Origin of the sequence: Streptomyces sp. NPDC101132, assembly GCF_044759225.1 — a bacterium.
Classification (GTDB): Bacteria; Actinomycetota; Actinomycetes; order Streptomycetales; family Streptomycetaceae; genus Streptomyces.
Map to the genome: position 1 here is coordinate 338,758 of NZ_JBIVYX010000002.1, position 22,543 is coordinate 361,300.

The 22,543-nt window shown below is 72.7% G+C and carries 18 protein-coding genes; 8 read left to right on the forward strand and 10 right to left on the reverse strand.

The genetic code is table 11. From position 1 onward, the window contains the following. Positions 1 to 194: 194 nt before the first annotated feature. Entirely contained in the window at positions 195 to 1,325 is a 1,131-nt protein-coding gene (locus ACIQUR_RS05775; protein ID WP_403658838.1) for an ADP-ribosylglycohydrolase family protein, read from the reverse strand. A gap of 231 nt (positions 1,326 to 1,556) precedes the next feature. Here ACIQUR_RS05775 and ACIQUR_RS05780 point away from each other — a divergent pair, with 231 nt between their 5' ends. Further along, on the forward strand, positions 1,557 to 2,681 hold the full coding sequence (locus tag ACIQUR_RS05780; RefSeq protein WP_403658841.1) for a tyrosine-protein phosphatase: 1,125 nt from the start codon (positions 1,557 to 1,559) through the stop codon (positions 2,679 to 2,681). A gap of 272 nt (positions 2,682 to 2,953) precedes the next feature. Next, complete coding sequence (locus ACIQUR_RS05785; protein ID WP_403658845.1) at positions 2,954 to 4,219, forward strand: calcium-binding protein; 1,266 nt, start codon at positions 2,954 to 2,956, stop codon at positions 4,217 to 4,219. 44 nt (positions 4,220 to 4,263) lie between these two features. On the opposite strand, the gene ACIQUR_RS05790 is transcribed toward ACIQUR_RS05785, so the two are convergent. Both ACIQUR_RS05790 and ACIQUR_RS05795 read right to left on the reverse strand, forming a co-directional pair. Beyond that, positions 4,264 to 6,858, reverse strand: coding sequence for a bifunctional FO biosynthesis protein CofGH (locus ACIQUR_RS05790; protein WP_403658848.1), 2,595 nt, complete (start codon positions 6,856 to 6,858; stop codon positions 4,264 to 4,266). A 179-nt stretch (positions 6,859 to 7,037) separates the two neighbouring features. Continuing rightward, complete coding sequence (locus ACIQUR_RS05795; protein WP_399957902.1) at positions 7,038 to 7,823, reverse strand: SDR family oxidoreductase; 786 nt, start codon at positions 7,821 to 7,823, stop codon at positions 7,038 to 7,040. Positions 7,824 to 8,148: 325 nt separating this feature from the next. Between ACIQUR_RS05795 and ACIQUR_RS05800 the strand changes: the two genes are divergently transcribed. The 3 genes from ACIQUR_RS05800 to ACIQUR_RS05810 all read left to right on the forward strand — a co-directional run bounded on the left by ACIQUR_RS05800 (position 8,149) and on the right by ACIQUR_RS05810 (position 11,866). Next, positions 8,149 to 9,594, forward strand: a complete 1,446-nt coding sequence (locus ACIQUR_RS05800; protein ID WP_403658852.1) for a family 2B encapsulin nanocompartment shell protein — start codon at positions 8,149 to 8,151, stop codon at positions 9,592 to 9,594. A 103-nt stretch (positions 9,595 to 9,697) separates the two neighbouring features. Next, positions 9,698 to 10,945 (forward strand): family 2 encapsulin nanocompartment cargo protein terpene cyclase, encoded by a 1,248-nt coding sequence (locus ACIQUR_RS05805; RefSeq protein WP_403658855.1) that lies wholly within the window; start codon positions 9,698 to 9,700, stop codon positions 10,943 to 10,945. A gap of 36 nt (positions 10,946 to 10,981) precedes the next feature. Beyond that, on the forward strand, positions 10,982 to 11,866 hold the full coding sequence (locus ACIQUR_RS05810) for a geranyl diphosphate 2-C-methyltransferase (RefSeq protein WP_403658858.1): 885 nt from the start codon (positions 10,982 to 10,984) through the stop codon (positions 11,864 to 11,866). Between the two features lie 24 nt (positions 11,867 to 11,890). Here ACIQUR_RS05810 and ACIQUR_RS05815 read toward each other — a convergent pair whose 3' ends face one another. The 3 genes from ACIQUR_RS05815 to ACIQUR_RS05825 form a co-directional block, all read right to left on the reverse strand. After that, complete coding sequence (locus tag ACIQUR_RS05815; protein WP_403658861.1) at positions 11,891 to 13,771, reverse strand: transglycosylase domain-containing protein; 1,881 nt, start codon at positions 13,769 to 13,771, stop codon at positions 11,891 to 11,893. Between the two features lie 115 nt (positions 13,772 to 13,886). Continuing rightward, complete coding sequence (locus tag ACIQUR_RS05820) at positions 13,887 to 14,132, reverse strand: DUF397 domain-containing protein (RefSeq protein WP_403658864.1); 246 nt, start codon at positions 14,130 to 14,132, stop codon at positions 13,887 to 13,889. Continuing rightward, the gene (locus ACIQUR_RS05825) at positions 14,129 to 14,986 is read right to left on the reverse strand and encodes a helix-turn-helix transcriptional regulator (RefSeq protein WP_403658867.1); all 858 of its coding nucleotides are present in this window, start codon (positions 14,984 to 14,986) and stop codon (positions 14,129 to 14,131) included. Before ACIQUR_RS05825 ends, ACIQUR_RS05820 begins: the two co-directional genes overlap by 4 nt. A gap of 158 nt (positions 14,987 to 15,144) precedes the next feature. Here ACIQUR_RS05825 and ACIQUR_RS05830 point away from each other — a divergent pair, with 158 nt between their 5' ends. Continuing rightward, positions 15,145 to 15,561 carry an ATP-binding protein gene (locus ACIQUR_RS05830; RefSeq protein ID WP_403658870.1) on the forward strand — a complete coding sequence of 139 codons (417 nt, stop codon included), beginning with the start codon at positions 15,145 to 15,147 and terminating at the stop codon, positions 15,559 to 15,561. 362 nt (positions 15,562 to 15,923) lie between these two features. Then, on the forward strand, positions 15,924 to 16,733 hold the full coding sequence (locus tag ACIQUR_RS05835) for a helix-turn-helix domain-containing protein (RefSeq protein ID WP_403658873.1): 810 nt from the start codon (positions 15,924 to 15,926) through the stop codon (positions 16,731 to 16,733). A 389-nt stretch (positions 16,734 to 17,122) separates the two neighbouring features. Here ACIQUR_RS05835 and ACIQUR_RS05840 read toward each other — a convergent pair whose 3' ends face one another. Both ACIQUR_RS05840 and ACIQUR_RS05845 read right to left on the reverse strand, forming a co-directional pair. After that, positions 17,123 to 18,310, reverse strand: coding sequence for a PLP-dependent aminotransferase family protein (locus ACIQUR_RS05840; RefSeq protein ID WP_403658876.1), 1,188 nt, complete (start codon positions 18,308 to 18,310; stop codon positions 17,123 to 17,125). Positions 18,311 to 18,447: 137 nt separating this feature from the next. Next, on the reverse strand, positions 18,448 to 19,656 hold the full coding sequence (locus ACIQUR_RS05845) for an FG-GAP-like repeat-containing protein (protein ID WP_403658879.1): 1,209 nt from the start codon (positions 19,654 to 19,656) through the stop codon (positions 18,448 to 18,450). Positions 19,657 to 19,855: 199 nt separating this feature from the next. On the opposite strand from ACIQUR_RS05845, the gene ACIQUR_RS05850 reads away from it, so the two are divergent. Next, positions 19,856 to 20,713: a hypothetical protein gene (locus ACIQUR_RS05850; RefSeq protein WP_403658881.1), complete on the forward strand. Its 858-nt coding sequence runs from the start codon at positions 19,856 to 19,858 to the stop codon at positions 20,711 to 20,713. A gap of 238 nt (positions 20,714 to 20,951) precedes the next feature. On the opposite strand, the gene ACIQUR_RS05855 is transcribed toward ACIQUR_RS05850, so the two are convergent. Beyond that, a complete protein-coding gene (locus ACIQUR_RS05855; RefSeq protein WP_399957949.1) occupies positions 20,952 to 21,164 on the reverse strand; it encodes a DUF397 domain-containing protein in 213 nt (70 codons plus the stop codon). 232 nt (positions 21,165 to 21,396) lie between these two features. Further along, positions 21,397 to 22,281: a helix-turn-helix domain-containing protein gene (locus tag ACIQUR_RS05860; RefSeq protein WP_403658885.1), complete on the reverse strand. Its 885-nt coding sequence runs from the start codon at positions 22,279 to 22,281 to the stop codon at positions 21,397 to 21,399. Positions 22,282 to 22,543: the final 262 nt, after the last annotated feature.

Here is a 22,543-nt window from a genome sequence, read left to right on the forward strand (position 1 = left end):
GAACTTCTCGTCCGCCCCACAACGCTGCCCGCACCGCTTGCAGTTGACCACGCGCCCCTCACCCCCTCCCGGGGCCCATGCTCCGCCGTGCGCACCGGACGGGCCATTCCCGTAAGGGCAGGCGGGACGGGGACGCGCCCTGCCCCTTCGGGCAAAGTCCCTGAGGGGCGCGGCGCGGTTACGTCAGGGAGCGGTCAGGACCGCGGATACCGCGCCAGCCACCCCGGCGACGCGACGGCCGGCCCGTGCAGCGCCGGGCCCTGGGTCATCTCCATCGCGAAGTCGTCGGCCAGTTCCAGCACCGTGGCCCGCCCCTCCAGCTCCGCCAGCCAGGCCGGCGGCAGCGCCGTCTCGCCGTGCAGTGCGCCCAGCAGCGCCCCGCACAGCGCGCCCGTGGCGGTGGAGTCCCCGCCGTGGTTCACGGCCAGCCGCAGCCCGTGCCGCAGGTCCTCGGCCACCAGCGCGCAGTACACCGCCACGGCCAGCGCGTCCTCGGCGTCCCGCCCGTCCCCCGGGGAGAGCGACTCGACGAGCTTCGGCGAGGGCAGCCCCTGCCGTACGGTGCCCAGCGCCCGCTGGAGCGCGTCCGTGACGGCCTGGTGGCCCGGCCGGCTGCCCAGCATGCCGAGGGCCCGCTGTACGGACGCGTCGAGGCCGTCGCCGCGGGCGAGTCCGTGCACGATCACCGCGAAGGCCCCGGCCGAGAGGTAGGCCGTGGGGTGCCCGTGGCTCTGCGCCGCGCACTCGACGGCGAGTTGCAGCACCAGGTCGGGTTCCCAGCCGACCAGCAGCCCGAACGGCGCCGAGCGCCCGGTGGCCCCGGCGTCGCGCGCCGTCGGGTTCTTCGGCTTGTCGAGGGTGCCGAGGATCTCGTCCCCGAAGCCCGTCATGCAGGCCCGGTCCGGGCCGCGGCGGGCGTACAGCCACTCCTCGCGGGCCAGCCAGCCGTTGTCGGTACGGCGCTCGTCGGGGCCCCAGTCGTGCTGGGTGGCGGCCCACCGGAGGTACGCGCGGTGCACGTCGGTCGGCGGGTGCCAGGCGCCCGTGTCCCGGCGCACGTGGGCCCGTATCAGGCCGTCGACGGTGAAGAGGGTGAGCTGGGTGGACGCGGTGACGGTGCCGCGCCTGCCGTAGGCGGGGGCCAGTTCGGTCAGGCCCTCCAGGCCGTGCTTCTCGCGGATGCCGTCGAGGGAGAGGCCGGCCACGGGCGCGCCGAGGGCGTCCCCGATGGCGCCCCCGAGGAGCGTGCCGCGCACCCTGCTGCGGAAGTCCTGCTGCTCGGTGCGCCCCCACACGGGCGTCTTCGTCACTGTCGCTGAGCTCACGGACCCCCCAACCCTCTCCGGACGCAGCAGGTTAGTGGACGAGGGCGGCCGGATCCGTTCGGCGGTGGAGAGGCGGCGAGTAAGTGGGCGGAGAACGGCTGGAATGCGAAGATCCGCGGGCGCACGCCCGGCTGAGTGGCACACTTTGCCACCTGGCTGGCCATCGAGCCGGTCGGTTTCGGCCACGTCCCGTTCAGCGCCGGTTCTCCAGTGGCACGGATTGTCAGCCCCATGAAGACCGCAGCAGCCGCCACCACCGCGCTCGCCCTCGCCCTCACCGCGGCCACCTCCCTCGCCGCCGCCACCGCCAACGCCGAGTCGTACGGCGGCGAACCGGGCCGGGACCACGGCCGCCCCGGGGTCCACCACGGGCACCCCGCCGCCCACCACCCCCGCATCCCGTTCACCGAGGCCACCGTCACCGCCGGCGCCGACGGCTCGTACACGCTCAAGTGGGCCGCGGAGGGCGTCCGCCGCGTCGAGGTCCGGGCCGGCGGCCGCGTCGTGGCCCGGGGCACGGAGCGCGGCGAGGCCGTGGTCACCGGCCTGCCCGCCGCCGACCGCCAGTGGTTCGACTTCCGCGCCGACCACGGGCAGCCGCTGCGCCTCGCCGACCGGCTGGTGCGGCTGGACGGCACGGTCAACCTGCGGGACGCGGGCGGCTACCGCACCTCCGACGGCCGGTGGGTCCGCATGGGCGAGGTCTACCGCTCCGACGCGCTGAACCGGCTCACCGCCGACGACCAGGCCACGCTGCGGCGCCTGGGCATCCGTACCGTCTTCGACCTGCGCACGCAGGGCGAGCGCGACAAGGACCCGGACCGCGTCCCGGCCGGCACCGCGTACACCGTCGCGGACGTCTTCGCGGACTCCGGCGCGTTCTCGACCATGCCGCGCACGCCCGACGAGGCGGTTCGCGCCATGATCGACGCCGAGAAGGCGATGGTCTCCTCCCCGGCCGGCAGGAAGGCGTACGCGCAGGTGGCCGAGGGACTGGCCGCGGCGGACGCCCGCGGCGAGGCCGTCCTCTTCCACTGCACCGCGGGCAAGGACCGCACCGGCTGGGCCGCCGCGGCCCTGCTCACCGGGCTGGGCGTGCCGCGGGCGACGGTGGAGGCGGACTACCTGGCCAGCAACGACTACCGGAAGGCCGCGAACGACGCGCTCCTGGGCCACCTGCCGCCCGCCCAGGCCGCGGTGTACAAGCCGCTGCTCGACGTCCGGCCCGAGTACCTGAACGCCGGCTACGAGGAGGTGGCGGCACGGTACGGCGGCTTCGACGCGTACCTGCACGACGGCCTCGGCCTGAACGACCACACCCAGCACCGCCTCCAGAAGTCCCTCCTGACCGACTGACCCCACCGGCCCTGCGCGGCCCCCGGCCACCCCGGGGGCTCCGCCCCCGTACCCCGCGCCTCAAACGCCGGCGAGGCTGGAGGCGGCGGCACGGGTCCCCCCAGCGGTACCTGGGGGAGGGTCAGGGCGAAGCGCGGCATGGGACCCCCGGCCCCCACCGCCACACCCGTACGAAGGACTTTGCGGGCCGCCCGGCCCAAGCGCCGCGCCCCGCCCGCTCCGGCCGGGCAGTCCTCCCCGGTGTCGCCACGAACCGTCGGAGGAGGCCCCGAATGGCACGCATCACCACGGCACGCGCCGTCACCACGGCAAGAACGGCAACCGCCACCACGGTCATCGCCACCACCGTCACCGCCGCCATGGCCGCCGCCGCGCTCATCGCCCTGGGACTCCACGCCCCCGCCGCCACCGCAGCCGCCCCACCCACCTGCTTCGGCATCCCCGCCACCCTCACCGGCACGGGCACCCTCACCGGCACCCCCGGCAACGACGTCATCGTCGGCTCCGCCGCCGCCGACACGATCGACGGCCGCGGCGGCACCGACCTCATCTGCGGCCTCGGCGGCAACGACCGCCTGACCGGCGGGACGGGCAACGACCGCCTCGACGGCGGCGCCGGCAACGACATCATCCGCGGCGACGCCTCGGCCGACAGCGGCGACGTCCAGGGCGGCGGCCACGACGAACTGCGCGGCGGCGACGGCGACGACGACCTGGTCGGCGACTCCTACACCGCGGGCGGCAACGCCCGCGGCGGCGGCAACGACCTGCTCGACGGCGGCTCCGGCGCCGACTTCATGGTCGGGGACTCGGAGAGCGACGGCGCCGGGAACGCCATCGGCGGCGGCCACGACCGGATGTACGGCGGGGACGGCGACGACGAGCACATCACCGGCGACAGCGTCGCCTTCGAGGGTGACGCGGCCGGCGGCGGCCACGACCTCATCGAGGGCGGGAACGGCGACGACGGGCTCCTCGGGGACTCCGCCGCGCCCTTCGAGGGCTCGGGGACCGGCGCGGGCGACGACGTCCTGCGCGGCGGTCTCGGCGCCGACAACGTCGTCGGCGACAGCGAGGGCGTCACCGCGGCCGTCGGGGGCGGCGGAGACGACCTGCTGGACCTGGGCACCGACGGCGGCGTCTTCGCGATCGGCGACCACAACATCAACGACCCCGGCCTGGCCGGCCAGGCCCGCGGCGCGGGCCACGACCGGATCATCGGCGGCACCGCCGACGAGATCCTGATCGGCGACAGCTCGGTCGCGGACGCGTCCGTCACGGCCGCCGGCCACGACCGCATCGACGCCGGAGGCGGCGCCGACACCGTCTTCGGCGACAACAGCAACTTCGACGGGGACGCCACCGCCGGCACGGCCGGCGGCAACGACACCCTCCGCGGCCAGGACGGCCCCGACGCCCTCCACGGCGGCCCCGACGACGACGTGCTCGACGGCGGCGCGGCCGCCGACAGCTGCGACGGCGGAACCGGCACCGCGGACATCGCGGTCCGCTGCGAGACCGTCAGCAACGTCCCGTAACGCCGCGGGCCCCCAACCCCCCGACCCGAACCCGAAGACAGGGCCTAGTCCAGCACCGGCAGCAGCTCCGGCAGGTGGCCGTCCGAAGCGGCGGCCGCCCGCCGCCGCTCCTCCGGCACCTCCCCGTACAGCGTCGTACGGGGCTTCGCCGGGCGCCCGGCGGCCTCCGCCACCGCCTCCAGGTCCCGCACGGACTTGTACGAGCCGTAACCCGACCCCGCCATGCGGGAGATGGTCTCCTCCATCAGGGTGCCGCCCAGGTCGTTCGCACCGGAGCGGAGCATCTCGGCCGCGCCCTCCGTGCCCAGCTTCACCCAGCTCGTCTGGATGTTGGTGACGTACGGGTGCAGCAGCAGCCGCGCCATCGCCGTCACCGCCCGGTTGTCCCGCATCGTCGGCCCCGGCCGGGCGATCCCGGCCAGGTAGACCGGCGCGTTGGTGTGGATGAACGGCAGCGTCACGAACTCCGTGAACCCCGCGACCCCCTTCTCCCGCGCCCTGCGCTGCACCTCCACCAGCGTGCGGAAGTGCCCGAGCCAGTGCCGGGGCTGGTCCACGTGCCCGTACATCATCGTGGACGAGGAGCGGATGCCCAGCTCGTGCGCCGTGGAGATGACGTCGATCCAGTCGGCGGCCGGCAGCTTGCCCTTGGTCAGCACCCACCGGACCTCGTCGTCGAGGATCTCGGCCGCCGTGCCCGGGACCGAGTCCAGGCCGGCCTCCTTCGCCGCCGTCAGCCAGTCCCGTACCGACATCCCGGTGCGCGTCGCGCCGTTGACGACCTCCATCGGCGAGAAGGCGTGCACGTGCATGCCCGGCACCCGCTCCTTCACCGCCCGCGCGATGTCGAAGTACGCCGTCCCCGGCAGGTCCGGGTGGATGCCGCCCTGCATGCACACCTCGACCGCGCCGACGTCCCAGGCCTGCGCGGCCCGGTCGGCCACCTGCTCCAGGGACAGCGTGTACGCGTCGGCGTCCGTGCGGCGCTGCGCGAAGGCGCAGAACCGGCAGCCCGTGTAGCAGACGTTGGTGAAGTTGATGTTCCGCGTCACGACGTACGTGACGTCGTCGCCCACCACGTCGCGGCGCAGCTCGTCCGCGATCCGGGTCAGGGCGTCCAGCGCCGGGCCGTCCGCGTGCAGCAGGGCCAGCGCCTCGGCGTCGGTCAGCCGGGTCGGGTCGTCGGCGGCCTGCGACAGTGCCGCCCGCACGTCGGTGTCGATCCGCTCGGGTGCCATGCCGGGCGCCGCGGCCTCGCGCAGGGCGTCCCAGTCCCCGTACACGGCGTCGAAGTCGGCCCGACGGTCCCCGGTCCGTCCCTCGGTGTCGATGCTCCGGTGCAGATCGGTGCGGCCGCTCGGGCTGAACACCTCCTCGGGCTCCTGCCACGGCCGACCCTCGACCACCGCGTCCGGCCGCGCCAGCCCGGTCTCCGGATCGGCGAGCGCGCGGACGTGCGGCAGCAGCCGCGGGTCGAGCCAGGGCTCGCCGCGCAGCACGAACTCCGGGTACACGCACAGCCGTTCCCGCAGCTCGAAGCCGGCCGCGGCGGACTGCTCCGCGAGCCGCTCGATCTGCGGCCAGGGGCGCTCGGGGTTCACGTGGTCGATGGTCAGCGGCGAGACGCCGCCCCAGTCGTCGATGCCGGCGCCGATGAGCCGCGCGTACTCGCCGTCGACGAGGTTCGGCGGCGCCTGCAGGCACCCGGCCGGGCCCATGATGTGCCGCGCCACGGCGACGGTGGCCACCAGCTCGTCCAGCTCGGCGTCCGGCATGCCGCGCATCGCCGTGTCCGGCTTGGCGCGGAAGTTCTGGATGATCAGCTCCTGGACGCCGTGGTACGCCCGGGACACGCGGCGCAGCGCGAAGAGGGACTCGGCGCGCTCCTCGTACGTCTCCCCGATGCCGATCAGCAGTCCGGAGGTGAAGGGCACGGAGGACCGGCCGGCGTCCTCCAGCACCCGCAGCCGCACGGCGGGCTCCTTGTCGGGGGAGCCGTGGTGCGGCATCCCCGGCTCGGACCAGAGCCGCTCGGCGGTGGTCTCCAGCATCATCCCCATGCTGGGGGCGACGGGCTTGAGCCGCTGGAAGTCGGCCCAGGACATGACGCCCGGATTGAGATGGGGAAGGAGCCCGGTTTCCTCCAGTATCCGCACGGAGATCGCCCGTACGTACGAGATCGTGTCGTCGTACCCGGCGGCCTCCAGCCACTCCCGCGCCTCGGGCCACCGGTCCTCGGGCTTGTCGCCGAGGGTGATCAGCGCTTCCTTGCACCCGGCGGCGGCTCCTCGCCGCGCGACGTCCAGCACCTCGTCGGGGGACATGAACATGCCGTGCCCGTCCCTGCGGAGCTTGCCGGGGACGGTGGCGAAGGTGCAGTAGTGGCACCTGTCCCGGCACAGCCGGGTGAGCGGGATGAACACGCTCTTGCTGTACGTGATCACCCCCGGCCGCCCGGCGGCGGCGAGCCCGGCGTCGCGCACCCGTGCCGCGGAGGCGGCCAGGTCGTCGAGGTCGGCCCCCCGGGCCTGGAGCAGCACGGCGGCCTCGCCGACGTCCAGCGCGACCCCGTCGCGGGCCCTCCTGAGGGCCCGGCGCATGGCGTTGGTGGTGGGTCCGGTGCCGGGGCTCATGGTCATCCCTGGAGCATACGATTCGCCGCCCCACCCGCTACCGCCGATGTCCCTTTCCCTTCCCCCGGGGCCCCTGCGGGCCACCTTCCCCTTGCGTCCCCCCCACCGCGCCCGCCCCCACCAGGCACGGGGTACGGGCGCCCCCGGCACGGGACCGGTGCCCACCCCCCACCGCCGACGGAGCGCTACCGCATCAGCTCTCCCGCGTTCACCAGCACCGACTGCCCCGTGATGGCCCGCGCACGCGACGACGCCAGGAAGGCCACCGCATCCGCCACGTCCCCGTCCGTCGCCAGCTCCGGCAGGGCCATCCGCTCCGTCAGCCGTCCCAGCACCTCCGCCTCCTCCACGCCCTCGCCGTGGGCCGTGAAGGTCACGTACGCCTGCACCGGCGGCCCCCACATCCACCCCGGCAGCACGGTGTTCACCCGGATCCGGTGCGGCCCGAGCTCCCGGGCCATCGAGTACATCGCGGACGTCAGCGCGCCCTTCGACGCCGCGTACGCCGCCTGCTGCACCTGCGACGGCGCCGCCACCGCCGACTGGGTGCCGATGATCACCACCGACCCGCCGCCCCCCGCCTTCAGCGCCGGCAGGCAGGCCCGCGTCATCCGCAGCGTGCCCAGCAGGTTCACGTCCAGGATCTGCTGCCAGGTGCCGAAGTCGGCGTCCTCCAGGCCCCCGAAGTACGAGTCCCAGGCCGCGACGTGGACCACCGCGTCGATCCCGCCGAACCGCTCCACCGCCAGCGCGGCCAGCGCCTCGCACTGCGCCTCGTCCGAGATGTCGGTCGGCCGGTACGCGGTGTGCCGCCCGTCGGGGTCGATCTCGGCGGCGGATTTGGCGAGATTGGCCTCCGTGCGTGCGCCCAGCACCGCGTTCCCGCCGTCCCGCACGACGGTCGCGGCCACCTGGTGCCCGAGCCCGGCCCCGACCCCGGAGACCACGACGGTCTTCCCTTGCAGCAGCATGCGTGCTCGCCTCCCGGCTCCAGCAAAAACTGATGGCGCGTCAGATTAGGCCGCCGCCCGCGCGGATGGAAGCCCCGCGACCGCTTCGTCCGACGGACCCGCGCGGCACGCACCCCCGCACCCGCGGCCCTGTCCGGAATCCGCCGCCCCCTGGCCGAACGCCGTTCACCGGCCCCGCAAACGCATCGAGACCCAAGATCACCGCATTGAGGTAATGCCCCCGGCTTCCGTGCGCCCACCCGGCGCGCGGCCGTCTACTGTGCTCCCGGATCCGGTCGGAATGCCCGGAAATTCCGCCCCTGTCACACGAAGGAGAGCCCGCCCGATGACGGTGGACGCCAGTCCGGACGCGCAGTTGGAGCCGACCCCGCCGAGCCGCGGCCGGCAGGCCGACGCCCCGCACACCAGTCTCGGCACGGCCGCGGCCCGCAACCTCGCCACCACGACCAAGTCCGCCCCGCAGATGCAGGAGATCACCTCCCGCTGGCTGCTGCGGATGCTGCCCTGGGTGGAGACCAAGGGCGGCACGTACCGGGTCAACCGCCGCCTCACCTACACCGTGGGCGACGGCCGCATCGAGTTCGTCCAGGACGGCGCCGACGTCCGCGTCATCCCCCGCGAGCTCGGCGAACTCGCCCTGCTGCGCGACTTCGACGACGTCGACGTGCTCACCGAGCTCGCCGCCCGCTGCGTCCGGCGCGACTTCCGGCCCGGCGAGGTCATCGTCGAGGCCGGCACCCCTGCCGAACGGATTCACCTGATCGCCCACGGCCGGATCCGCCAGACCGCCACCGGCAAGTACGGCGACGAGCTCGCGGTGGCCGTCCTCGCGGACGGCGAGCACTTCGGCGAGCACGCCCTGCTCGACCCGGACGCCACCACCGAGACCACCGCCACCGCCGAGACCGCCGGCACCCTGCTCACCCTCTCCCGCGACGACTTCGCCTCCGTACTGGACCGGACCCCGCACCTCCGCGCCCACGTCGAACGCTTCGCCTCCCTGCCCCGGCAGCGGCAGAACCGTCACGGCGAGGCCGAGATCGCGATGTCCGCCGGCCACACCGGCGAGCACGAACTCCCCGGCACCTTCGTCGACTACGAGCTCAAGCCGCGCGAGTACGAGCTGTCGGTCGCCCAGACCATCCTCCGCGTCCACACCCGGGTCGCCGACCTCTACAACGGCCCGATGAACCAGACCGAGGAGCAGCTCCGGCTGACCATCGAGGCGCTGCGCGAGCGCCAGGAGTACGAACTGGTCAACAACCGGGAGTTCGGGCTCCTCCACAACGCCGCCTTCAAGCAGCGGATCCAGCCCCACTCCGGCCCGCCCACCCCGGACGACATGGACGAGCTGCTCTGCCGGCGCCGCGGCACCCGGTTCTTCCTCGCCCACCCGCGGACCATCGCGGCGATCGGGCGGGAGTTCAACGCCCGCGGCCTCTACCCGGACCACGTGGACGTCGGCGGCCAGGCGGTCCCCGCCTGGCGGGGCGTACCGATCCTGCCGTGCAACAAGATCCCCATCAGCAGGGAGAACACGAGCTCGATCCTCGCGATGCGCACCGGCGAGGACAAGCAGGGCGTCATCGGCCTCCACCAGACCGGCCTGCCGGAGGAGTACGAGCCCGGCCTCTCGGTCCGCTTCATGGGCCTCGACGAAAAGGCGATCATCTCCTACCTCGTCACCACCTACTACTCCGCGGCCATCCTCGTGCCGGACGCGCTCGGCGTGTTGGAGAACGTGCAGATCGCCCGTCGGCACGATGAGTAGGACCTGCCCCGCCCCACGGCCACCACAGCCCGGACACCCCTGGGCCGGCCGACCGTGCCCGGGTCCCGGGACAGCCCACCCCCGCCTCATCTAGGAGCCACGGATGCCCGAGCCAGGGCTTTCGCCTCTGCCCACCACCACACCCCCGTCCCTCCCGGATCCCACGCCCCCGCCGACCCCCGAGGCCGCCCCCGCGGCCCCCGGCAACCCCGCCCTCGACCGCATCCTGCGCGGCCCCAGCGGCCTCGGCACGGCGGGTCTCTTCCTGACCCCGCGCGAGGCCCCGCCCGTGGCGACGCCGGCAGCGACGCCGGAGCCCCCGCAGCTCCCCGCACAGGCCACCGAGCCGCCCACCGAGACCACCGCCCCCCAGGGCACGCCCATCCCGGGCCTCTACCACCACCCCGTCCCCGAGCCCGACCCGGTCCGCGTCGAGGAGGTCAGCCGCCGCATCAAGACCTGGGCGGTGGACGAGGTGGAGCTCTACCCGCCCGAGTGGGAGGACCAGTTCGACGGCTTCTCCGTCGGCCGCTACATGGTCGCCTGCCACCCGGACGCCCCCACGGTCGACCACCTGATGATCGCGACGCGCCTGATGGTCGCCGAGAACGTCGTCGACGACTGCTACTGCGAGGACCACGGCGGCTCCCCGGTCGGCCTCGGCGGCCGCCTCCTGCTGGCGCACACCGCCCTCGACCCCGTCCACACCACCAAGGAGTACGGGCCGGACTGGGCGGAGTCCCTGCACTCGGACGCCCCGCGCCGCGCCTACCGCTCCGCCATGGAGTACTTCGTCCGACAGGCCAGCGCCTCCCAGGCGGACCGGTACCGGCACGACATGGCCCGGCTGCACCTGGGCTACCTCGCCGAGGCCGCCTGGGCCCAGACGGAGTACGTCCCGCACGTCTACGAGTACCTGGCGATGCGGCAGTTCAACAACTTCCGCCCCTGCCCCACCATCACCGACACCATCGGCGGCTACGAACTCCCCGCCGACCTGCACGCCCAGCCGGAGATGCAGAAGGTGATCGCCCTCGCGGGCAACGCCACGACCATCGTCAACGACCTGTACTCGTACACCAAGGAACTCAACAGCCCCGGGAAGCACCTGAACCTCCCCGTGGTGATCGCCGAGCGCGAGGGCGTCTCCGACAAGGACGCCTACCTCAAGGCGGTCGAGGTGCACAACGACCTCATGCGCGAGTTCGAGGCCGCGGCCGCCCGGCTGGCCGCCGCCTGGCCGGTCCCGATGGTGCAGCGCTTCCTGCGCGGCGTGGCCGTGTGGGTCGACGGAAACCACTACTGGCACATGACGAACACCTACCGCTACAGCCTGCCCGATTTCTGGTAACCCGCCTTCTGCCAACCCCCCTTCTGCTTAAGAGGAATGGATCTCTCAGTGACCAGCACCGTCAGCACCAGCCCCTTCATCCCCGCTCCCGCCGCCACCCCCTACCAGGGCGACATCGCGCGCTACTGGGACGGCGAGGCCCGTCCGGTCAACCTGAAGCTGGGCGACGTGGACGGCCTCTACCACCACCACTACGGCATCGGCGCGATCGACCACGAGGCCCTCGGCGACCCCGAGGAGAGCGAGTACGAGAAGAAGCTGATCGCCGAGCTGCACCGGCTGGAGTCCGCGCAGGCCGAGGTGCTGCTCGACCACCTCGGCGCCATCGGCCGCGACGACCTGCTGATCGATGCCGGCTGCGGCCGCGGCGGCTCGTCCGTCATGGCCCACCAGCGCTTCGGCTGCAAGGTCGAGGGCGTCACCCTCTCCGCCAAGCAGGCCGAGTTCGGCAACCGCCGCGCCGCCGAGCTGGGCATCGCCGACCACGTGCGCGCCCGCGTCTGCAACATGCTGGACATGCCCTTCGAGAAGGGCTCCGCCGCGGGCTCGTGGAACAACGAGTCCAGCATGTACGTCGACCTCGACGACCTGATGGCCGAGCACTCCCGGGTCCTCCGCGTGGGCGGCCGCTACGTGACCATCACGGGCTGCTGGAACCCGAAGTACGGGCAGCCGTCGAAGTGGGTCTCGCAGATCAACGCCCACTTCGAGTGCAACATCCACTCGCGCCGCGAGTACCTCAAGGCGATGGCGGACAACCGCCTCGTCCCCCAGGCCGTCATCGACCTGACCCCGGACACCCTGCCCTACTGGAAGCTCCGTGCCACGTCCTCCCTGGTCACGGGCATCGAGGAGGCGTTCATCAAGTCCTACGAGGACGGCTCGTTCCAGTACGTCCTGATCGCCGCCGACCGCGTCTGACGCCCGGCCCCGGGCCGCCACTGGTCAGGAGGAGCCGTCGTACGCCTTCCAGATCAGCGGCGGCAGGGCGCTCCCGCGCTCGGAGCCCGGGCCGCCGACGCCCTGCATGGGCAGCAGTTGCGTGACGCCGGGCTTCGTGCGGAACATGCCGATCGAGGTGCTCAGCTCCGGCGTCATGCCGATGTACCAGGCCGACCTCATCCGGTCGTTCGGCCCGGTCCTGCCGGCCCAGGACGGCCGGAAGGACCCCGGTGTCTTCGGGGGCCCGAGGACGAGCCGGCTCACCTGCTGGAGCGCGGTGCCGACGACGTCCGCGGTGTACGGCCCCATGGCCTGCCGCGGCGCCGGCCGGCCGAGCCCCTTCACCGCGACGCCGTCCCGCACCACCTTGGCCACGGAGTACGGCTCGGTGGCCCGGCCGTGGTTGAGGAAGGCGGTGTACGCGCTGGCCAGGCGGACGGCGCTGGGGGTGGAGGTGCCGATCGCGAAGGTCGGCTCCAGCTCGGCCATGCTGTCCTCGCGCAAGCCCGTGGCCACGGCCAGCTTCTTCACCTTGGCCAGGCCGACGCGCTTGCCGGCCGTGACGAACGGCGTGTGGTCGGAGGCGACCAGGGACGAGTGCAGGTCCGTGAGTGCGCTCGGCGGCCCCGCGAACAGGGGCAGCGGAAGCGGGGTGGTGCTCGGGGTCGGCTCCTCGGCGGGGTTCCCGTTCCCGAACTCCTGCTCCAGCGCGGCGGCGTACACGAAGGGCTTGAAGGCCGAGGCCGCCGGGACGCCGGAGGTGTCCGCGTTGTTGCTGAAGTGCTTGACGGCGTCGGAACCGCCGTAGACCGCGACGACCGCCCCGTCCTTCGGGTCCACGGACGCGGCGCCGACCTCCACGTACCGGTCGTCGGCGCGCTTCACCGGATCCAGCTTCTCCTTGCGCACCTGCTCGACCGCCTTGGCCAGCGCCGCCACCCTGTCCTTCCGGAAGGTGGTGTGCACGCTGTAGCCGCCCCGGGCCAGGTCCTTGTCGGTGAGGCCGGTGCGGCTCTTCAGGTACTTGTTGGCGATGTCGACCAGGTAGCCGATCTGTCCGGCCTGGCTGGTCGGCTTGACGGGCGCCTTCGGCTCGGGGAACTCGGTGTACTTCGCCCGTTCCTCCTTGCTCATCGTCCCCGTCTCGACCTGCCGGTCGAGGATCCACTCCCAGCGGTCCACCGCGCGCGCGTGGTTGGCGGCGCTCAGGGACGGGTCGTAGCCCTCCGCCCCCTTCAGCACGGCCGCGAGCAGGGCCGCCTGGCCGGGGTCCAGCTTCGCGGCCGGGATGCCGTAGTAGGCGTAGGCGGCGGCCTGCACGCCGTACGCGCCCCGGCCGAACCACGAGGTGTTGAGGTAGCCCTCCAGGATCTCCGCCTTGGGCATCCGGTTGCTGACCTTCACGGCGAGGAAGAGCTCCCTGACCTTGCGCTCGGCGGTCTGGTCCTGGCTCAGGTAGGTGTTCTTCACGTACTGCTGTGTGATGGTCGAACCGCCCTGGACCTCCTGGCCCTTGGCGATGTTGACGGCGGCGCGGAGGATCCCGGTCGCCGAGACGCCGGAGTCGCTGTAGAAGTCCTCGTTCTCGGCCGCGATGACGGCCCGCTGGACGGACACGGGGATCCGGGAGAGGTCGACGTCCTGCCGGTTGACGTCCCCGACGCTGACCATCCGGCTGCCGTCCGCCCAGTAGTAGACGGTGGCTTGCCGGCGCGCGACCTCCTGCTCGTCGGGTATCCCGATCCGCAGGTACACGACGGTGACGAGGGCGGCGAGGGCGCAGCCGAAGAGGAGGAACAGGCCGCCGGTCAGCTTCCAGGAGGGCGTCCACCGCCGCCACCCGCGCCGCCCGCGCCGGGGGTAGTCGATGCGCCTGCGGGACATGGGCCTCCTCGGTGCCGGTGTCGCGTGGGGGCAGCGACGCTCCGACCCGGAGGATGATCAAAACGCGTACGGGGTTCGGTCCCGTACGGAAGTTCCCGCACGCGGCGGTACGGCGTCAGTGGGAGGCGGCGTACGCGACGAACCCGGCCCAGGCGGCGGTTCCGAAGGCCAGCTGGGGTCCGGGGACGGCCTTGGAGTCACGGACGTGGACGGCGGTGGGGGTGGCGGCCACCTCGACGCAGTCTTCGCCGTTGCTGCTGCTGTAGCTGCTCTTGGACCAGGCCACTTCGATGCAGTCGTCGCCTTCGCTGCTGCTGCTGTAGCTGCTCTTGAACCACTCCAGCTGAGGCTTGTGGATCATGTCTCTCCCAGCACGTGCTCGATGAAGGCCAGTGACTCCCTGGGTGGAAGCGCCTGGGCTCGGATGATCCCATACCGAAGCTCAAGGATCCTGAGCTGCCTGGGATCGGTGACGGGACGGCTCGCGAAGGCGCCCTCGGATCGGCCCACCCCTGTGCCGTCTTCAAACTTCAGCAGCTCGATCAACCCGCCCATTCCGGCGTGGTCCTCGCGGTCCGTCGGCATCACCTGGATCTCGACGTTCCGCAACTGGCCTACCTCCAGCAGGTGTTCGAGTTGCCTGCGCATCACCATTGTGCCTCCGATCGGACGGCGAAGGGTCACCTCCTCCTGCACGAAGCTCATCGAAGGTGCGGGGGAGCGCTCGAAGATGACGCGGCGAGCCATGCGGGCAGCGAGGTTCCTGTTCAACTCATCGGAGGAGTAGGCGGGCCTGCGCATATCGAACAGCGCACGGGCGTGCTCCTCGGTCTGCAGCAGACCGTGGATGTTGTGGTTGTTGTAGGTCGCGACCTCGACCGCGCGCGCCTCCATCTTCGCCAGGTCGCGCACGCGCTTCGGGTAACGGACCTGCTCCACGTCCTTCTTCATCGCCGCGATGCGGCCGTCCGCGTTCAGGACGTTGTCCGCCCTGTCCAGGTACTCGGGGCGCGGAATCCGCCTGCCGGCCTCCACCTTGCGGACCTGGTCCTCGCCGTAGCCGATCGCGGTGCCGAAGTCCGCGACCCGCATGCCGGCCATCTCCCGCCAGACCTTCAGCTGGCGGCCCACCGCGGCCACCACCGCCACGCCCTGCTCGTCGTCCGGGTCGACTTCCCAGCCTGGCTCTTCCGCACCCTCGACATCCACGCTCATGCCCGCGCCACCTCCGACGTGCCGACACTCCTCCAACGCCGCGTACCCCTCCCGGTGGGCCGGACAGGCAGGACAGGACCGGACAAGCACCGGACAGTCTCCGTACGCACGGGCGCTGTCGCTGTCCACGGTAGGCACGGGTCGCCACGCTGAGTGACATGAATCTCGAAACTCCCCGGCTCCTCCTCTTCAGCGTGCAGCTGTCCGCCACCCCGCGCGGCGCCCGCCTCGCCCGCCTCCTCGCCGTCGAGCAACTCCGCTCTTGGGGACTGCCCTTGGAGGATCCGGCGCAGGTCGTCGCCGAGCTGGCCGTGAACGCGATCACGCACGGCCGCGTGCCAGGCCGGGACTTCCAGCTCGGGCTGGCCGTGTACGCGGACACGCTCCGTATCGAGGTGGCCGACACCCGTGCCGACCGGTTGCCCGACGAGGGACGGCCGGGGTGCGGTCTGGCGCTCGTGTCGGCACTCGCGGACCGCTGGGGAGTCGCCCTCGGACCCGCCCCGCGCAAGACCGTGTGGGCCGAACTGGTGATCGGACCGGGTCCTGGGAACCTACGTCCCGGTGGGCCGTGAGGCAGCTCGCCCCGAGGTCTGTAAAAGACAAAGAACCGGGGGAAAACACCAGACCAAAACCCCTCCAGCCCCCGCTCCCCGGCTCTTCGCTCGGTCGGGTGAACTCTGCGAACTCGGCTGGATTCGGGCCCGGTTGGCGGGCATATGCTCGCGCCACAAGCCAACAGACATGAGACGGCCCCCGGCGGGACTGGCATCCCGGCCGAGGGCCTGATCCACGAGGAAGAAGCACCTTCCCGATGGTCTTCCAAAAGCCTAGCGCGGGCCTGCCCGCGCACACCCGCAATCGCGCGGGAACCGCCCGATCCGGTGGCCTGGCCGGAGTCGTTCACGCGAACGTCCCCCTCACGGCGCGGTTCACCGTGATCGGCAACCAACTCGCCCAGCACGAGACCCTCTCGCTCCTCGCGATCGGAGTCGCGGTGCACATCCAGTCGCTGCCGGAGGGCGCCCCGGTCAGCATCCGGGCCCTCGCCGAGCGATTCCCCGAAAGCGAGCACCGCATCGGCCGGGCCCTCCGCGAACTGGAGGCGGCGGGCTACCTCCGCCGCTCCCGCCTCCGCCTCGTGACCGGCAAGGTCATCACCCGCACGGTCTCGTACAACGTCCCCACCTGCGAAACCCCACCCCCGGACCCGACGCCCGAGGAAACCCCGAATCCGGCCCCGACCCCGGCTCCGGCCCCACCCCCACCCGCTCCGGCCCCACCCCCACCCGCTCCGGCCCCACCCCCGCCGGCCCCGACCCCCGAACCACCCCCCGCACCCGTGCCCCCACCCACCCCCTCCCCCCTCGAACGAGAGGCGGCGGACCTGCTGGCCGGACTACGGGCCCGGGATCCCCGCCTGCTGCTCTCCGAGGGGGACATCCGCCGCCTCGCACCCGGCGTCGTGGAATGGCTGGTCCGCGGCGTCCCCCCGGAGGGCATCCGCCGCACCCTCACCGCCACCGTCCCGGACCACCTCCGCAACCCGGCAGGCCTCCTCGCGTACCGGCTCCGCGACCTGCTGCCCCCGCTCCTCCCGGCACCGCTCCACGCCCCGCCCCCACCCCCGACCCGGGACCGCCCCCACCACCCCCTCCAGAACTGCGACGGCTGCGACCTGGCCTTCCGCGCCCCCACCCCCGGCCGCTGCCGGGACTGCCGCTCTGCTCCCGCCAAGGCCGCCTGAGATGCCGGATCCCGCCTACCTGGCCATGCGTACGTTCATCGAGTCGCTCCGTTGAGGGGTCTCCTGCGCGCACGGCAGCAACTTGGCCACGTGGGGAAGTCGCCTCCCACCCTGGGGTACCCCTCCAGCAGGTGGGTGTGGGCCGTGGTCGCGCCCGACGCCAGCGCGCGTTCCGCCGCCTGCCTCACCACCTCCAGCGGACTCCGCCCGAGCAGCCCGTGGGCTCCCGACCCCGGGCCGGCCGCCGGGCCGACCAGCCCACCCGCGCCGAGCACCAGCACACCCGCCACGAGTGCGGATCGCAACAGCCCCGCCGTCCCCGCTCGTCCCCGTCAGCCACCCCGTTGCCCTCTTGATCAGGAGCCTCGACCCCAACCCGGGCCTGACGATCAGGCCAGGGCCGTGCGCAGCCGGTGGAGGCCCTCCGCTATCTCCTCCGGCGTGTGGGTCGTGAAGGAGAGGCGGAGGGTGGAGTGGTCCGGGGTGGTGGCGAAGAAGGGGGCGCCGGGGACGTAGGCGACGTCGTGGGCGACCGCGTGCTTCAGGAGGGCCGTCGCGTCGCGGTCGGCCGGGAGGCGGGCCCAGAGGAACATGCCGCCCTCGGGGCGGTTCCAGGTCGAGCCCTCGGGGAGGGCGTTCGGCAGGCCCGCCAGGAGGGCGTCGCGGCGGGCGCGGTAGGCGGTGCGGACCGTCGTCAGGTGGGTGGTGAGGTCCGTTGCCGCCAGGTAGCGGGCCGCCGCTATCTGGTCCACCGTCGACGTGTGCAGGTCGGCCGCCTGCTTCGCCGTGACCGCCGCCCGCCGCAGCGACGCCGGGGCGCGCAGCCAGCCCAGCCGCAGCCCGGGGGCCATCACCTTCGAGAAGCTGCCCAGCAGGGCCGTACGGTCCTCCGCGCCTGGGTGCGCGGCGATCCACGGCACGTGCTCGCCCTCGTAACGGAGTTCGCCGTACGGGTCGTCCTCGACCAGCCAGAGGCCCAGCCGGGCGGCGGTCTCCGCCACCGCCCGCCGCCGTGCGGCCGGGAGGGTGCGGCCGGTGGGGTTCTGGAAGGTCGGGATCGTGTAGAGCATCTTCGGGCGCTCCCGGAGCACCAGGTCCTCCAGGGCCGCCGGGTCGAGGCCGTCCTCGTCGCAGGGGACGGGGACCACGCGGGCGCCGGCCAGCCCGAAGCACTGGAGGGCCGCGAGGTACGTGGGGTTCTCGACCAGGACCGTGTCGCCCGGTTCCAGCAGGGTGGCCGCGATCAGGGTGAGGGCCTGCTGCGAGCCGGTGGTGATGAGTATGTCGTCGGGGCTGGTCGGCAGGCCCCTGCCGGTGGCCCGGGCCGCCACGGCGGTCCGGAGCTCCGGCGCGCCCTCGGTGGTCGAGTACTGGAGGGCGCGGGCGGCGCAGTCGGTGAACGCGGCGTCGTACGCCGCCCGGAGGCCCTCCGCGTCGAACAGCTCGGGCGCCGGCAGGCCGCCCGCGAACGAGATCACCCCGGGGCGCTCGGTGAGCGCGAGGATCTCGCGTACCGGGGAGGAGGCGACCGAAGTCGCGCGGGCGGCGAACGCGGGCGGGGTGGCGGTGCGGCGCATGGGGACTCCTCGGCGTGGGAGGCGGGAGGCGGGGGCGTGGGGCGGTGCGTGGGGCGGTCACCACCGGCCGGTGGGGCCACACCCTAGCGGAAAAGGGTGTAGCCGCCACCTATTTGTTCGCTCTCCGGACTCCCGCGCTAGAACGCCCCGTTGAGCCCACCCCAGGTCCGGTCGGAGACGTACCCCGGGGCGAGGGTGCCGTCGCCGCGGCCCGGGTACCGCAGGAGGTTGCCGCCCGTCGTGACCGTGGCGATGTCGAGCTTGCCGTCGCCCGTGACGTCTCCGTTGGCGATGATCGACGACATGGAGTTCCAGCCCCCGCTGCCGATCAGGCGGCGCGGCGCGAGGGCCGACGAGCCGCCCGGGTACAGCCACAGCCTGCCGGTGGCCGCCTCGCGGGCCAGCAGGTCCGGACGGCCGTCGCGGTTCAGGTCGCCCGCGCCCACCAGGGCGTTCATCGCGCCCCAGCCGCTGCCGCCGATCAGGCGGCGGGTGCCGAGCCCGCCGGTCGACGTGCCGGGGTAGAGCCAGAGCCTGCCGGCGGCGGTCTCCCGGGCGATCAGGTCGTTCCGTCCGTCGCCCGTCAGGTCGCCGAACGCGGTGATCAGGGACATGGAGTTCCAGCCGACGCTGCCGAGCACGCGGCGCGGGAGGAAGTCGCCGTCCCCGGTGCCGGGGTAGAGCCAGAGCCTGCCCGTGGAGCGCTCGCGGGCGATGAGGTCCTCGCGGCCGTCCCGGGAGAAGTCGCCGTGGCGGGTGAGGGCGTTCATCCCGTTCCACCCGTGCGTGCCGGCCAGGAAGGCGCTGCCGTTGCCGGAGACGAACCACAGGGCACCCGTCTCGTCGCGGACCAGCACGTCGGAGCGGCGGTCGCCGTTCAGGTCGCCGAAGCCGGCCGCCGTGGGGTTGGCCTCGTCCCACCAGAAGGGATAAGGGGGCAGGGTGCACTCGCGCGCGGTGAGGACGAACTTCAGCGAGCTCTTGTCGGTGTGCGCCGTGCCGCTGTAGCCGGTCCCCGCCGAGTGGGGTCTGACCACCTGGTAGCTGCCGGTGGGACCGGTCGTGATCGTGTGGTTCCGCCCGTCGTACAGGCAGGCGACCATGGAGGTCCGGTTGGTGAAGGAGCGGATCCGGTTGTCGTACGTGGAACCCAGCCAGGGCATGTCCGTACGGGTCTGGAGGCGCGAGCCCGTGGCGGACTCGTTGGTCCAGGCGCAGAAGTAGCCGGCTGCGCAGTCCCCGAAGCCGGCGGCGGAGTCGGCCTGGGCGGGGGCGGCCGACAGGGTCAGGGCGCCGGTGAGGAGCGCGGCGGCCGCGGCGATGCCGCGCAGAAATCCCTTACGCATGAGCTGGGTTCCCTTCCGGTGGGCGGTCCGGCCGGGAGCGGTCCGGCCACCAGCGGGGATGCGCGGGGGTCCGGCCGGAGTTGCGGCGCCGGGACCGCTGTCGCCTGATCGGCACAATGTCCGTACGGCGTCACGGCCGTGGGGACCGGCGGTGCCGCGGGGCTCCCCATCTGACGTTTCATCAGCTACACCGGTCGGCATGGCGAACACGGAGCACACACCACAGGACACCCGGCCCCAGGCCTACGCCGAGCTGGCCGCCGTAGGCCCGTACGGGGTGCACCCGGGGCACGCGCTGATCACCATGGTCGAGCCGCACCCGGGGCACGAGTACGCGTACAACCGCTGGTACGAGGACGACCACTACATCGCGGGCGCCATGGCCATGCCCTGGATGTACGCGGGCCGGCGCTGGGTCGCGACCAGGGAGCTCCAGGAGCTGCGCTACCCGGAGAAGTCGGCGGTGGCCCAGCCGGTCACCGCGGGGTGCTACATCTCCACGTACTGGATCACCGACGGCCGGTACGACGAGCACATGAAGTGGACCGTCGGCATCAACAAGCGGCTGAACGTGGACGGCCGGGTCTACCAGGACCGCACCCACGTCTTCACGTCCTTCCAGGACCACCAGGCGACGGTCTACCGGGACGGGGCGGCCGGGCCGCGGGACTTCCACGCGCTGGACCACCCGTACGCGGGACTGGTCGTCCAGGTCGTCGACGCCGAGGGGCCCGAGCAGCGGGCCGAGCTGCTGACCTGGCTGCGTACGAAGCAGCTGCCGCGGCGGCTGGCCGGCGGGCCGGCGGCGATGGTGACGGTCTTCCGGCCGACCCCGCTGCCGGGGGACCGGATGACCTACGTCAAGCAGGTCGAGGGCATGGACACCCGGCTGACGCTGCTGTGGTTCCTGGAGGCCGATCCGCGCGAGGTCTGGGCGGACCGTTTCCTCGGCCTGGACACGGAGGTCGCCGAGGCGGGCCTGGGGCGGGTGGAGCTGGTCGCGCCGTTCATCCCGACGCTGCCGGGCACCGACCGGTACGTCGACCAGCTGCGCTGACGTACGTCGGCGCAGCTGCGCGCTGACGTACGTCGACCGGCCGGGCCGGCCTGTACGGAGCGGCCGCGCTGACGCACCCCGGCCGGCCGTGCCGGCGCCCGGGCTGTCCCGGCCGCCGCCCCCGGTCACGGGCGGCCGGGACGCGGCCGAGCCCCCTCGGCCGGGACGGCGGGCCAGTCGAGAGGGCTCATCAGTACCGCACGGTGGGCGGCTGTCCGGGTGTGGTGCTCCCGGACGTTCAGCCGAGGTGCCCAAGCGGGCCCCGGGTCACGCCGGCGACGAAGGAGGTCCACGAGGTCGGGGCGAAGGTCAGGAAGGGACCTTCCTGCACCTTGGAGTCCTGCACCGCGATCTCGCTCACGGCGGGGGACTTCACCTCGACGCACGCGCCGTTTCCAGCGGAATACGAGGACTTCGTCCAGGCATCCGTGGCGCCCTGAAGAATAGCCATGTTCTCTCCGGTCTAGCGGGTTCCGTTGATGTGGCGCCAACCTGCTCTTGATTGGCGTGATCGACGCTACTCGCAAGGCCGCCCGGGTGAAGAGACCTTTCACTCGACCGGATGGCATATTCCAGTGGGGACTTCCCTGGTCGGGCCGTCACGGTGTACGGTGCGGCGCTTTCTGGCGCACACCCGGCTCACGCCCGGCGTTCGCCCGCTTTCCGCCCGTTTTACCCCGCAATTACTGTGCGCTGTCCTTGGCGTGCTCCTCGATGACCCCGGCGATGAAATCCCGGGTCTGCTCGACATTCAGTGCCTGGGCGCGCAGGTGCTCGTACATGACGCTGTACCGCTGCACGTCGTTGGCCTTCTCCAGATACAGGTCGCTCGTGACGCCTTCGATGTAGACAACGGTCGAATCCGAAGCATCCGGAAATTCCAGAATCGCGTACTGACCGTTCACGCCCGGATGCGCGCCCATGCTGAACGGCATTACCTGCACGGTCACGTGCGGCAGCTCGGACTGCCGTATCAGGTGCTCCAGCTGCCGGATCATCACCGTGGTGTCCCCGACCCGCCGGCGCAGCGCGGCTTCGTCGATGACCGCCCAGAGGCGCAGGGGGCCGCGTTCGTTGTCGCTTTCGGTCTCGGAGACACGTTCCTGCCGTCGGATACGGACCTGTACGCGTTTCTCGATGTCCTGCTGCGCGGTTTCCGGCAGCGCCCCGCGGATGATGGCCGCGGCGTACTCCTGGGTCTGGAGCAGGCCCGGGATGATCTGGGGCTCGTACACGCGCAGCGACGCGGCGTCCGTCTCCAGCCCGATGTACACGCTGTACGGGATGTCGCCGAAGGCGTGCCACCAGCCCTGCTGGCGCGAGTCCTTGGCCATCTGCATCAGCGAGTCGACCAGCCGCCGGTCGTCGACGTCGTAGACCTCGCACAGGTCGCGGACGTCGCGCTGGCTGATGGAGCGACGGCCGTTCTCCAGACGGCTGATCTTCGACTGGGAGACGAGGAGGCGTTCGGCGACCTGCTCGGCCGTCATGCCCTTGTCCTCGCGGAGCTTGCGCAGCTCCATGCCCAGTCGGCGGCGTCGGACGGTGGGATTGACATTGGTCGCCACGGGAACGGCACCTCCGGTCTGTCTGTTCATCAGTTGCGGTCTGCTTGTGGTGCGTCAGCGGTCTCTCTGTGTATCCGCCGATGAGCAGACTGCCACCGAAAGGCGCGTTGCCGCTGGGAAAGCGGGAGGAATGCAGACGCGGGGGGGGGGGGGGGCGGGGGCCCCGCCCCCCCCCCCCCCCCCCCGGGGGGGGGCGGGCCCCCCCCCCCGGCCCCCCCCCCCGGGGGGGGCGCGGCGCCGCGGGGGCGGCGCCCCGCCGGGC

What these genes read in the sequence shown, in the direction of transcription:
- ACIQUR_RS05780 (WP_403658841.1), top strand. Translation starts at nt 1,557, where the DNA reads ATGAAGACCGCAGCAGCCGCCACCACCGCGCTCGCCCTCGCCCTCACC.
- ACIQUR_RS05785 (WP_403658845.1), top strand. Translation starts at nt 2,954, where the DNA reads ATGGCACGCATCACCACGGCACGCGCCGTCACCACGGCAAGAACGGCA.
- ACIQUR_RS05790 (WP_403658848.1), bottom strand. Translation starts at nt 6,858, where the DNA reads ATGACCATGAGCCCCGGCACCGGACCCACCACCAACGCCATGCGCCGG.
- ACIQUR_RS05795 (WP_399957902.1), bottom strand. Translation starts at nt 7,823, where the DNA reads ATGCTGCTGCAAGGGAAGACCGTCGTGGTCTCCGGGGTCGGGGCCGGG.
- ACIQUR_RS05800 (WP_403658852.1), top strand. Translation starts at nt 8,149, where the DNA reads ATGACGGTGGACGCCAGTCCGGACGCGCAGTTGGAGCCGACCCCGCCG.
- ACIQUR_RS05805 (WP_403658855.1), top strand. Translation starts at nt 9,698, where the DNA reads ATGCCCGAGCCAGGGCTTTCGCCTCTGCCCACCACCACACCCCCGTCC.
- ACIQUR_RS05810 (WP_403658858.1), top strand. Translation starts at nt 10,982, where the DNA reads ATGGATCTCTCAGTGACCAGCACCGTCAGCACCAGCCCCTTCATCCCC.
- ACIQUR_RS05815 (WP_403658861.1), bottom strand. Translation starts at nt 13,771, where the DNA reads ATGTCCCGCAGGCGCATCGACTACCCCCGGCGCGGGCGGCGCGGGTGG.
- ACIQUR_RS05820 (WP_403658864.1), bottom strand. Translation starts at nt 14,132, where the DNA reads ATGATCCACAAGCCTCAGCTGGAGTGGTTCAAGAGCAGCTACAGCAGC.
- ACIQUR_RS05825 (WP_403658867.1), bottom strand. Translation starts at nt 14,986, where the DNA reads ATGAGCGTGGATGTCGAGGGTGCGGAAGAGCCAGGCTGGGAAGTCGAC.
- ACIQUR_RS05830 (WP_403658870.1), top strand. Translation starts at nt 15,145, where the DNA reads ATGAATCTCGAAACTCCCCGGCTCCTCCTCTTCAGCGTGCAGCTGTCC.
- ACIQUR_RS05840 (WP_403658876.1), bottom strand. Translation starts at nt 18,310, where the DNA reads ATGCGCCGCACCGCCACCCCGCCCGCGTTCGCCGCCCGCGCGACTTCG.
- ACIQUR_RS05845 (WP_403658879.1), bottom strand. Translation starts at nt 19,656, where the DNA reads ATGCGTAAGGGATTTCTGCGCGGCATCGCCGCGGCCGCCGCGCTCCTC.
- ACIQUR_RS05850 (WP_403658881.1), top strand. Translation starts at nt 19,856, where the DNA reads ATGGCGAACACGGAGCACACACCACAGGACACCCGGCCCCAGGCCTAC.
- ACIQUR_RS05855 (WP_399957949.1), bottom strand. Translation starts at nt 21,164, where the DNA reads ATGGCTATTCTTCAGGGCGCCACGGATGCCTGGACGAAGTCCTCGTAT.